Annotated in this window: 8 protein-coding genes; 4 read left to right on the top strand and 4 right to left on the bottom strand. The window is 61.2% G+C overall.

Features of this window, described 5'->3' with window-relative positions; all coding sequences use genetic code 11:
- The first annotated feature begins 147 nt into the window (after positions 1-147).
- The 4 genes from CAF77_RS04895 to CAF77_RS04880 all read left to right on the top strand — a co-directional run bounded on the left by CAF77_RS04895 (position 148) and on the right by CAF77_RS04880 (position 4,343).
- On the top strand, positions 148-1,296 hold the full coding sequence (locus CAF77_RS04895) for a MalY/PatB family protein (protein WP_064381631.1): 1,149 nt from the start codon (positions 148-150) through the stop codon (positions 1,294-1,296).
- Positions 1,297-1,391: 95 nt separating this feature from the next.
- The gene (locus CAF77_RS04890) at positions 1,392-2,249 is read left to right on the top strand and encodes an SDR family oxidoreductase (RefSeq protein WP_064381632.1); all 858 of its coding nucleotides are present in this window, start codon (positions 1,392-1,394) and stop codon (positions 2,247-2,249) included.
- Positions 2,250-2,339: 90 nt separating this feature from the next.
- Positions 2,340-2,951, top strand: coding sequence for a Yip1 family protein (locus CAF77_RS04885; protein ID WP_064381634.1), 612 nt, complete (start codon positions 2,340-2,342; stop codon positions 2,949-2,951).
- A 48-nt stretch (positions 2,952-2,999) separates the two neighbouring features.
- Entirely contained in the window at positions 3,000-4,343 is a 1,344-nt protein-coding gene (locus CAF77_RS04880; protein WP_064381636.1) for a sodium:proton antiporter, read from the top strand.
- A gap of 2 nt (positions 4,344-4,345) precedes the next feature.
- On the opposite strand, the gene CAF77_RS04875 is transcribed toward CAF77_RS04880, so the two are convergent.
- From CAF77_RS04875 to CAF77_RS04860, 4 genes are all read right to left on the bottom strand, one after another.
- Positions 4,346-6,265 (bottom strand): PAS domain-containing sensor histidine kinase, encoded by a 1,920-nt coding sequence (locus CAF77_RS04875; RefSeq protein WP_064381638.1) that lies wholly within the window; start codon positions 6,263-6,265, stop codon positions 4,346-4,348.
- 100 nt (positions 6,266-6,365) lie between these two features.
- A complete protein-coding gene (locus CAF77_RS04870) occupies positions 6,366-7,280 on the bottom strand; it encodes a zeta toxin family protein (RefSeq protein WP_064381640.1) in 915 nt (304 codons plus the stop codon).
- 175 nt (positions 7,281-7,455) lie between these two features.
- Positions 7,456-9,741 carry an ATP-dependent DNA helicase gene (locus CAF77_RS04865; protein ID WP_064381642.1) on the bottom strand — a complete coding sequence of 762 codons (2,286 nt, stop codon included), beginning with the start codon at positions 9,739-9,741 and terminating at the stop codon, positions 7,456-7,458.
- Entirely contained in the window at positions 9,738-11,390 is a 1,653-nt protein-coding gene (locus CAF77_RS04860; protein WP_085654087.1) for a VRR-NUC domain-containing protein, read from the bottom strand. Before CAF77_RS04860 ends, CAF77_RS04865 begins: the two co-directional genes overlap by 4 nt.
- Positions 11,391-11,482 lie beyond the last annotated feature (92 nt).

The raw sequence follows: 11,482 nt of genomic DNA, 5'->3' as shown, positions 1-11,482 counted from the left end.
CCGCCGCCTGTGTGAAAACCGACCGTCGGGCAAATATATGAATATTTGTGGGAGCTGGCTTGCCAGCTCCCACAGGTAATGTGGCTCCCGCAGTACTTGGGGTTTATCATCGCCGGCACGACCCATCTCCGCCTTCAGAGACCGCGCATGACTTTCGATTTTGATCAGGTATTCGACCGCCACGACACCGGCAGCACCAAGTGGAGCCGCTATCCGGCCGACGTGTTGCCGATGTGGGTCGCTGACATGGATTTCGCCGCGCCGCCGGTGGTCATCGAGGCGCTGCAACAACGCCTGTTGCACCCGTTGGTCGGCTACAGCGTGGCTCAGGACAACCTGCGCGAGGCCATCGTCGCCGACCTCTGGAACAAGTTCGCCTGGCGGGTTCAACCCCAGGAGCTGATCTTCCTGCCGGGCGTGGAATCGGGTTTCAACATGGCGCTCAAGGCGCTGGTGCAACCGCAGCAGAACGTCGTGGTGCAAACCCCGAACTACCCGCCGCTGCGCCACGCGCCGGGCCATTGGTGCCTGAACAAGGTCGAGCTGGAATTCAACGCCCAGGCCGACGGTAGCTACGCCACCCCGCTGGACGCCTTGCGTGAATCCCTGCACGGCGGCGGTGCCCTGCTCCTGAGCAACCCGCACAACCCGATCGGCAAGGTCTTCGGCCGCGAAGAACTGCAAGCGGTGGCGGACATCTGCGTGGCGCAGGACGCCTGGATCATCTCCGACGAGATCCATGCCGAGCTGTGCTACGACGGCCGCGTCCACATTCCGACTGCGTCCCTGAGCCCGGAAATATCCCGCCGCACCATCACCCTGATGTCGGCAAGCAAGGCCTACAACATCGCCGGCCTCAAGACTTCGTTCATGATCATCCAGGACGCGGCCCTGCGCGAACGAGTCAACCACGCCCGTTGCGGCATGGTCGACAGCGTCAATCCGCTGGGCATGGAAGCAACGCGCGTGGCCTACAGCGAGGCCGGCCCGTGGCTTGAAGCGCTGAAACAATACCTGCAAGCCAACCGTGACTGGCTGGTGGACGCCGTGCGCAACCGCTTGCCCGGCGTGACCCTCAATGTGCCGCAAGGCACGTACCTGGCCTGGCTCGACTGTTCGGCGCTGGACCTGGACGACCCGCAAAAATTCTTCCTGGACCACGCCCGCGTCGGCCTCAGCCCGGGCCTGGATTTTGGCGATCAAAGCCAACAGTTCGTGCGCCTGAACTTCGGCTGCCCGCGTTCGATGCTGGAAGAAGGCATCGCGCGGATGGAGCGCGCCCTCAAGTCCCGCTAATCAAGTCAGGGCAAACCCGAGCGTCAATCAGATCGAACTCAGCGCAAACGGGCCGGGTCAACCGGCCTACTTGCCATGAGACCCGGAGATTGACGATGACCGACTATCCAAAACCCCCGTTCCCGAAACAGGCGCAACCGGTTCCCGGCTCCCAGCGCAAGATGGAGCCGTATCCTGATTGCGGCGAACAGAGCTACACCGGCTCCGGCCGGTTGGCCGGCAAGATCGCCTTAATCACCGGTGCCGACAGTGGCATCGGCCGTGCGGTGGCCATTGCCTTCGCCCGCGAAGGTGCCGACGTAGCCGTCGCCTATTTAAATGAACACGAAGACGCCAAGGAAACCGCGCGCTGGGTCGAACAGGCCGGCCGCCAGTGCCTGTTGCTGCCCGGTGACATTGCGCAGAAATCCCAGTGCCAGGCGTTGGTGGATCAAACCGTCGAGCGCTTCGGCCGCATCGACGTGCTGGTCAACAACGCGGCTTTCCAGATGACCCACGAAACCTTCGAGGAGATTCCTGACGACGAATGGGTGATGACCTTCGACGTCAACATCACCGCGATCTTCCGCCTGTGTCAGGCCGCCATCAAACACATGGGACCTGGCTCCTCCATCATCAACACCAGTTCGATCAACTCGGACATGCCAAAACCCTCCCTGCTCGCCTACGCCACCACCAAAGGCGCGATCGCCAATTTCACCGGAGGCCTGGCGCAGATGCTCGGTCCGCGGGAAATCCGCGTGAATTGCGTGGCGCCGGGGCCGATCTGGACGCCGCTGATTGTCTCGACCATGCCCGATGAGGAAGTGCAACATTTTGGCGAGCAAACGCCACTCGGGCGTCCCGGACAGCCAGTGGAAGTCGCGCCGATCTACGTGCTGCTGGCGTCTGACGAAGCCAGCTACATCACCGGCCAGCGCTACGGCGTGACAGGCGGCAAACCGATGCTCTGAGCCGCTTGCCAGAAAAAGTGAACCGCTGGACAAGGCGACCTCTCCATACCTTCATGGCCCATTCGGGTTGCGAGAGATCAGGAGGTCGTCATGTCCGCACCTATCGTCAAGCTCTTTACCCAGCCTAACTTCGCCTGGACCGATATCCGCCGCGAAGAAGAGGCGCATCCGCGTCATTACCTGGCCCATTTGCTGCTGCTGGCCCTTGTGCCGGCGGTGTGCCTGTTCATTGGCACCACCTATGTCGGCTGGAGCCTGGCAGTCGGTGAAACCGTGAGACTCAGCAGTGCCAGCGCACTGCAACTGAGTATTTTGCTGTACCTGACCATCGTGATTGGCGTGGTGATCATCGGCGGATTCATTCGCTGGATGTCGCGCACTTTCGATGCGCGGCCGACGCTCAATCAGTGCATCGGTTTCGCGGCGTACACCGTCACCCCGTTTTTCATCGCCGGTATCGCCGGCCTGTACCCGAGCCGCTGGCTGGCGGTGCTGGTGCTCGGCGCAGCGTCGATCTATTCGACATTCCTGTTGTTCGTCGGCCTGCCGACTTTCATGCACGAGCGCAAGGAACAGGGTTTGCTGTATTCGGCCAGTGTGTGGGGTGTCGCGCTGCTGGTGCTGGTGACGTTTTTGGTGTCGATGATTCTGCTGTGGTTCAACGTGCTGACGCCGGAATACCTGCGCACGACTGCAGGTTAGGCCGGTCATGTCGGGGCGGCATCGAACTGACCTTACGGGCCGCGCGTCATGAGCTTCATCATCTGGGTGGCGGTGCTCGGTGCCGTGCTGCTGACCCTGGCGCTGACGTCGTCGTACCTGCGCTGGATGCCGGTCACCACCTCCGCTGTCTGTTTGCTGCTGGGTGTCGGCATCGGGCCGGCCGGGCTCGACCTGCTGAAACTGCCGTTGAATGAAGCCTCTTTGTGGATGGAGCACCTGACCGAAGTCGCGGTGCTGTTTTCCCTGTTCGTCTGCGGTTTGAAGTTGCGTTTGCCGTTGCGCGACAAACGCTGGCGGATTGCATTCGGCCTGGCGGGCCCGGTGATGGTGCTGACGATCATTGGCGTCTGCCTGTTGCTGCATTTTGGCCTGGATCTCGATTGGGGGCCTTCGCTACTGATCGGGGCGATTCTGGCGCCGACCGACCCGGTGCTTGCGGCGCTGGTGCAGGTCAACGATGCGCGGGATGTCGACAGCGTGCGGTTCGGCCTGTCCGGCGAGGCCGGGCTCAATGACGGAATCGCCTTTCCGTTCGTGATCCTCGGGCTGTTGCTGCTGCACGGTGAAGGGTTTGCCGCCGAGTGGCCCGCCTGGGTTATGCGCAGCGTGCTCTGGGCGGTTCCAGCCGGTTTGCTTTGCGGGTACTGGATGGGCCGTGGCATCGGTCGACTGACCCTCTCGCTACGTATCCGCAACGATGACAGCACTCTGAGCCCGAATGACTATCTGGCCCTGGCGTTGATTGCGCTGGCGTATGTGGTGGCTGAATCCATCGGCGGCTATGGCTTTCTGTCGGTATTCGCCGCCGGCCTCGGCTTGCGTCAGGAGGAAGTCAAATCCACCGGCGCCCACCAACCGCCCGCCGAGCACATGGTGCAACCGGTGGTCGGTCATCAGAACGTCGAGCCGCAGCAGGCGGTGCACGGCAACACCGAGCGGCTGGAAGACAGTCAGGTCGCCGCCGGGATCATGATGGGCGACATGCTCGCGTTCGGCGGTCTGGTGGAACGGGCGATGGAGGTGTTTCTGGTTACCCTGCTGGGTGTGGTGCTGGTCAGCCACTGGGACTGGCGGGCACTGCTGGTTGGCGGCGTGCTGTTTTGTGTCATTCGCCCCGTCTGCGTGGGGTTGATGCCGTGGGGGGCGTTGCTGGCAGGACGCCAACGGTTATTGATCGGTTGGTTCGGCATCCGCGGCATCGGCAGTCTGTTCTACCTCTTCTACGCGCTGAACCATGGGCTGGGAGACAACATGGCCACATTGTGTACCGACCTGACCCTGTCGGTCGTGGCCCTGAGCATTCTGCTGCACGGCGTCAGCACCCAGCCGATCCTCGCGCGCTATGCGCGGCATAAAACACACAAACCCTGAACTCACTTCATCGACCGGGCAATGATCTCCACCAGATTCAGCTGATTGAACGGTTTCGACAGTCGCGGCAACCCCGCTGCAAATCCTTCGAGGCGTTCGGCATAGCCGGTGGCGAGGATGATCGGCAGATCCGGCTTGAGCAGGCGTACGGCGTGAGCCAGTTGCGCGCCGCTCATTTTCGGCATGGCCATATCGGTGATCATCAGATCGATCACCTCGCCCCGTTCGAACAGCTCCAGGGCCCGGGCGCCGGAGGTGGCACTGACCACCCGGTGACCAAGGTCTTCCAGCAGCAGAACCGTGCTGGTGAGTACCAGACTGTCATCATCGACCACCAGCACGCTAAGGCGCGGCACGGTATCGGTGGACGCATTCGAGCCAATCGATTTGGCCGCGGCGCCTTCGATGGCGACCGGCAACCACAGTTCAGCGGTGGTGCCCTGCCCCTTGGTGCTTTTCAGAATGAAGCGGCCACCCAATTGCTCGATGAATCCATGGACCATCGACAACCCCAGACCAGTGCCTTTGCCCAGCCCCTTGGTGGTAAAAAAAGGATCGGTCGCCGACGCCAGCGTGTCAGCGTCCATGCCTTCACCGGTATCGCTCACTCGCAGACAAACATAACGCCCGGCCGCCAGCGTTGAATCGTTCTGTTCGATGACCACTTCGGCTTCGGCACTGAGGGTGACGCTGCCGCCCTCGGGCATGGCATCGCGAGCATTGGTCGCCAGGTTGAGCACCGCCAGCTCCAGCTGATTACTGTCGGCCAGCACCGCTTGCAGGTCTTCGGGGAACTGCGTTTCGATGCGGATCCCCGGCCCCAGTGAACTGCGCAACAGCCCGGTAATGCCCTGTACCAGTTGCGGAATCTCGACAGGTTCGGTCTTGAGTTCCTGACGCCGGGCGAAGGCCAGCATGCGCTGGGTCAGCGACACGCCGCGCAATGCGCCCTGGGTGGCGTTCTCCAGCAGACGGCTGACTTTCGGGTCATCGCCGACCCGTTTGCGCACGATTTCCAGGTTGCCGAGGATCACCGTCAGCAAATTGTTGAAGTCGTGGGCAATGCCGCCGCTGAGTTGGCCGATGGCCTGCATCTTTTGCGCCTGGAACAGCGCCTCGCGGGTTTTCTCCAGGGCCTGTCGTGCCTGGGTGGCTTCGGTGACGTCGCGGGTGATCTTGGCAAAACCGAGCAAAGTGCCGGTGTCGCCGCGAATCGCATCGACCACCACATGCGCCAGAAACCGCGTGCCGTCCTTGCGCTGGCGCCAGCTCTTGCTTTCGAACCGGCCCTCGCGCACCGCCGTCTCCAGGGCACGCTGGGGTTCTCCGGCTTCCCGGTCTTGCGGGGTGTAGAACATCGAGAAGTGCCGGCCGATGACCTCCTCCGGCTTGTAGCCCTTGATCCGCTGCGCACCGGGGTTCCAGTTGGTCACCCGACCTTCAGGGCTGAGCATGTAGATCGCGTAGTCGGTGACGCCCTGCACCAGCAGACGAAACTGCTGTTCGCTCTGTTTGAGGGTTTCTTCGGCCATCTTGCGGTCGGTCAGATCGCGGGTGATCTTGGCAAAGCCGAGCAATTGCCCGCTCGGACTGAAAATCGGGTCGATCACCACATGGCACCAGAAATGCGTGCCGTCCTTGCGTACCCGCCAGCCTTCACCCTCGAACCGGCCTTCGCGAATCGCCGTGTCCAGCGCCCGCTGCGGCAAACCGTTGGCGCGATCTTCGTCGGTGTAGAACCTTGAAAAGTGCTCGCCAAGGATCTCGGCTTCTTCGTAACCCTTGAAGCGCTTGGCGCCGGAGTTCCAGCTGGTAATGATCCCCTCGGGGTCGATCATGTAGATCGCATAATCGACCACCGCATCGATCAGCAAACGAAAGCGCATGTCTTCGATTGCAGCGCACTTCTTGTTCTCGCTCATCAGGCTTGGCTCAAAGCAAATTCTCAATGACAGGAGTATGCGTCAAACCGGTGGAATGGACAGCTGCAAAAGCATACCGGGCAGGGCAAGGGACAGCAGCTCATCGCTGGACATATCTGACGATCCTGGCGTAAAGCGCATTGAAGAGGAAATCCGGTACCTGCGTCGCGTATTGCGTTGCTTTGGACAAGGCCAGATGGCTCTCCCTGACCATTTCATTACGCTCGCTTTCGCCATTGACCGATTTGCTGAAAATACGCTGATAGGCCTCGTAGCTGTAAGGCGTGAATGTCGAGGACATGGAGAGCCTGTTCTGGCTGTCCAGGCTGTATGTGCTGTGCGCGCGCAGGACCCGATCCTGCAAGGCCCCCAGGCCGCGTTCGTACAGAAAAATCTGCGATCCGCTGACTTTTTTGGCGGCCGCCTCCAGCGTGTACAGCACCGCATGAGCGTTACCAAGGCTGGTTTTCAGCACCGACGGTTTGACGAAACGCTCGAGTTCGCCCTTTTCGAGGCTTTTGAGCCCGCGTCGAACCCCGGAAATAAAGGCAAAGGGGTAGTTGCAGGCGACCACGTGCACTTCCAGCTGATAGCCGGCATTGGCGGCGTACTCAGGCAAGGCGGCAAATTCGATGGTGTCGAATGCGCACTCCAGAATGATGTTGAGTTTGTCTTTGAAGGCTCTTTCGAAAATCTTCTGGCACAGATCGCGGACGAACGTCTCTGTGTGTTCGTAGGCATGCAATACGCCGATTTTGATCATTTCCTCATATTGCGGATGCTTTTCCCGATACTGGGGAAGGTAAAGGCGAACATGGTTTTGATAGCGACCGGAAGGCAGCAGGCTTTTTTCCAGAAGGTAGGTTTTGCCCGAACTTTGCACGCCGGCAGTGACCAGCATCCGGGGTGTGGTCTCGGCCGTTACTGCGGAAAACAGCGTCGGGCTGAGGGTATCGAAAGCGGCAGTGACCTGCTCCGGCGTGTAGGTGTAGTGATAGGCAGTGGTGACAGACATGCAGTGATTTCCTTATCTCGTCTTGAGGGATACCGGTGACCGGCCCTTTGACTAAAGACCGGTTTTCTGACCTCATCAAAGACAAGATATTTACAACGTATGTCACTGTTTTATAGATGATTATTCCTACAGCCTGCGGTGAAAATCGCCCTGTTCAAAGTCCCGAAAACGTACGTCAACCCGACAGGTTTCCTGCGCATTCACTCCCTTCCAGCGACCACCAGCGCGGCAGCAACTGCCGAATCCGGCCCTCGGCAAAGCGATCATCGATCAGCATCACCACGCCGCGATCCTGCTGGGTGCGGATCACCCGTCCGGCGGCCTGTACCACTTTCTGCACGCCGGGGAACAGATAGGTGTAGTCGTAGCCGGCGCCGAAGATCGCGGCCATACGGCGTTTCATCTGTTCATTGACCGGGTTGAGCTGAGCCAGCCCGAGGGTGGCGATGAACGCGCCGATCAGCCGCGCGCCGGGCAGATCGATGCCTTCGCCGAACGCGCCGCCGAGCACGGCGAAGCCGATACCCTGACTGTCGGCGGTGAATTGATCGAGAAACGCCTGACGCGCCCCTTCGTCCATGCCTCGGGATTGCTGCCACCGGGTGATGTGTGGGTGCCGCTCGGCCAGCAACTGCGCGACCTGTTGCAGGTAATCGAAACTGCTGAAGAACGCCAGGTAGTTGCCCGGACGTTCACTGAACTGGCGGGCGATCAGCTCGACAATCGGTTCCAGCGACGCTTGCCGGTGCGTGAAACGGGTGGAAATCCGGCTGACGATCTGCACCTGCAATTGCTCGGCGCTGAACGGCGACTCGACGTCGATCCAGACCGTGTTGGCCGGCGTGCCGAGCAAATCCGCGTAATAGTGGCGCGGGCTGAGGGTGGCGGAAAACAGCACGCTGCTGCGCGCCGCCGTCAGGCGCGGGCCGATGAACGCCGCCGGCACCACGTTGCGCAGGCACAGTTGCGATAACGGGCGTTTGCGTTCGAGGTCACGTTTGCTGATGTCGAACAGGTAATGCGCGTCGAACAGTTCTGCCACCCGACCGAATTGCAGCATCTCGAAGTAGAAATTCTGCAATCCGCTGTCGAGTCCTTGCGGGTGATCGTTGAGGTAGTCGCCGATGCTCGCCGTGCAGGAAGAGAGAGCCTGCAGCAGTTTTTCCGGCGCCTTGTCGTAGGCCTGATACGGCGACAACTGGTCATTGTGCAGGGCGTTCCATTCGCGATTGACCCGTTGCAACGATTTTTTCAAGGCCTCGGGCGCGGTTTTGCGCACGCTGCCCAGTGTTGCCTGATCGAGCGTCGCGCTGTACATCTGCCGCCCGCGCTCGACCAGGTTGTGCGACTCGTCCACCAGCACCGCAACGTTCCATTGATTGAACTGGGCCAGACCGAACAGCAGCGCGCTGAAATCGAAGTAATAGTTGTAGTCCGCCACCACCACGTCGGCCCAACGGGCCATTTCCTGGCTCAGGTAATACGGACATACCGCATGTTGCAAGGCGACCTCACGCAGCGCGGCCTGATTCAGCAGGCGCAATTGGCTGGCGGCTTCGCGGGCAGCGGGCAAACGGTCGTAAAAGCCCTGGGCCAACGGGCAGGATTCACCGTGGCAAGCCTTGTCCGGGTGTTCGCAGGCCTTGTCCCGGGCGACCATTTCCAGCACTCGCAGGGGCAAGGTTTCGCTGTGATCGAACAGCACCTGCGCCGCATCCAGCGCCAGTTTGCGTCCGGGCGTCTTGGCGGTAAGAAAGTAGACCTTGTCCAGTTGCTGCGGCGCCATGGCCTTGAGCATCGGAAACAGGGTGCCTAGGGTCTTGCCGATCCCGGTCGGGGCCTGCGCCATCAGGCAGCGACCGGTGCTGACGGCCTTGAACACCGATTCGGCGAGGTGACGCTGACCGGGGCGAAACGCGGCATGGGGAAACCCCAATTGCTGCGCCGCCCGGTTGCGCGCTTCGCGGTGAATCATTTCCTGTTCGGCCCACGCCAGGAACAAACCGCACTGTTGTTCGAAGAACTGCCGCAGCGCATCGGCGCTGAACGCTTCGACCAGACAGGTTTCCTTTTCCGTGACGATGTCGAAATACACCAGCGCCAGATTGATCTGCTCCAGCTGCAAGCGACAGCACATCAACCAGCCGTAGATTTTCGCCTGGGCCCAATGCAGCGCGCGGTGGTTGGCCGGCTGTTTGCTCAGGTCACCGCGATAGGTTTTGACTTCTTCCAGGCAGTTCTGCGTCGGGTCGTAGCCGTCTGCCCTGCCCTTGACCTTCAATGGCCCGAATGCGCCCTCCAGCGCCACTTCGCTTTGGTAGGCGTCGTTGCGCCGGGACGCCACGGTGCGATGCCCGGCGATGCCCTCCAGCGCGGTCGGTGACGGGGTGAAGCGCAGGTCGAGGTCACCGGTTTTCGCGGTGAATTCGCACAGCGCCCGCACCGCAATGCTGTAGCTCAAGCGTCCTGCTCCGCCCATTGCACGTAACACACGGCGACCGGCATCCGGTGCGTGTTGCAGAACTCCAGCCAGCGTAGCTGGTTGTCCTGCAAACGATCGCCGGGGCCTTTGACTTCGATCATCCGGTAGGTCTTGTGCTGCGGCCAGAACTGGATCAGGTCGGGCATGCCGGCGCGATTGGCCTTGATGTCCAGCAGCAGACGGCTGAACCAGTGCTTGAGGTGTTCGGCCGGCAGACAGGCCAAGGCCTGCTCCAGCAGTTCTTCATTGAGCGCGCCCCAGAACACGAACGGCGACTGCACGCCCCATTTGGCGGTGAACCGCGCGCGGATGGTGTCGGCATAACGGCCATCGTCAAGTTCGGCCAGACAGGTCCGAAACAGCTCGGCGCGGCGGGGCTGGAAGTCTTCATTGAGCAGATCCACCGGCCCGCGCTGGAACGGGTGAAAGAACGCGCCCGGCAATGGCGCGAAGATCGCCGGCCAGCACAGCAGGCCGAACAGTGAGTTGATCAGGCTGTTTTCCACGTAATGCACCGGCCCCGTTTCTTCGTGCAGGTGCGCCTGAACGTGATATTCCACCGACAATGCCGGATCGAGACGCGGCAGGTGCAGATCCAGTCGTTCCACCATGCCCGGCGCCGTGCGTTTGATCGGCGGCCCGCCGAGCTTGCGCCGCAAACGCGGCAATATCCGTTGCAAGCCCTGCTGTTCGGTGGCGGTTTCCGGCGCCTGTTCGGCAATGACCGCCAGTTCCAGGGCCAGCGCGTATTCGGCGCTGCGTTCCAGCACGCGGATCATCCGCAACCGCGCGCCGGGATAGGCGCAGTCGCGATAGATCTTCAGCGCCAGGGCAAACTCGCCCAGGCGCTCGCAGTATTGGCCGATCTGGAACAACAGCTTGCCGCGCCGACGTTGCAGCCACGGGTTGTCAAAATGCAGCGCCGCGACCTGCTCGACGATCGGCTCCAGCGGCTCGCCAGCTTCGAAATACAGCTGGCAATCGTGCAGAAACAGGCATGCATCGACGTCGGCACGGCTGCGCAAGCCCCGGGAATCGGCGCTGAATTCGACTTTTTCGTAGGTGAAGATGCCAAGGTCGGCGAGTACGAACTCCGACCAGTCCTGATAGAGGTTGCCGAAGAACATCAGGCGAAAACGATCACACAGGTCCATCAGCGTCAGGCTGAACAGCCGGTCCGCCAGCGCCGGGCACCATTGCCGGAAACTGCGGGGCTCGGGGAATTGTTCGTGCAGCTGCGGCAGCCAGTCGACTTTCTTGCCTTTGGGCTGGTCGATGGCCGGGCCGAAGGCTTGCAGAATCTCGGCCTTGAGCAACACCTCGAATAGATCCGCCATCGACAACGGCGCCTGTTCATCGAGCCAGCCGTGATCCAGCAGCGGTTGCGCCGCCTCGGTGATGTCGCCGATTTCCGGATAATTCAGCTTGCCGGCGCGAAAATGCACGCCCTTGCGCATCACCATCCGCACCAGCAATCCCTGGGATCCGCGCGGCAGTGCCGTGAAGTCGCGAATGAAAGCGTGTTCCGCTTCGCTCATCACATCGGCATAACGAAGCTCAAGCCAATCAAGCACCTGGCGGAAGTTGTTGAGGTAATAGAACGGGTCGTCGAGGGGATTGGCAGTCACGGTAATTTCGGGGCCATGGCAAGCGAGTACTGGTTATGCGTACAGATACCAGCCTGCCCCGGCGGGCGCAAACGGAAAAAGATCAGTGGCAC

Origin of the sequence: Pseudomonas sp. R15(2017) (assembly GCF_002112685.1) — a bacterium.
Taxonomy (GTDB): Bacteria; Pseudomonadota; Gammaproteobacteria; order Pseudomonadales; family Pseudomonadaceae; genus Aquipseudomonas; species Aquipseudomonas glycinae.
The sequence above is the reverse complement of the archived record's forward strand: the minus strand, read 5'-3'. Positions and strand labels throughout refer to the sequence as shown.

Bases quoted from the DNA above. Each gene is read 5' to 3' on its own strand.
- CAF77_RS04895 (WP_064381631.1), top strand. From the start codon at position 148: ATGACTTTCGATTTTGATCAGGTATTCGACCGCCACGACACCGGCAGC.
- CAF77_RS04890 (WP_064381632.1), top strand. From the start codon at position 1,392: ATGACCGACTATCCAAAACCCCCGTTCCCGAAACAGGCGCAACCGGTT.
- CAF77_RS04885 (WP_064381634.1), top strand. From the start codon at position 2,340: ATGTCCGCACCTATCGTCAAGCTCTTTACCCAGCCTAACTTCGCCTGG.
- CAF77_RS04880 (WP_064381636.1), top strand. From the start codon at position 3,000: ATGAGCTTCATCATCTGGGTGGCGGTGCTCGGTGCCGTGCTGCTGACC.
- CAF77_RS04875 (WP_064381638.1), bottom strand. From the start codon at position 6,265: ATGAGCGAGAACAAGAAGTGCGCTGCAATCGAAGACATGCGCTTTCGT.
- CAF77_RS04870 (WP_064381640.1), bottom strand. From the start codon at position 7,280: ATGTCTGTCACCACTGCCTATCACTACACCTACACGCCGGAGCAGGTC.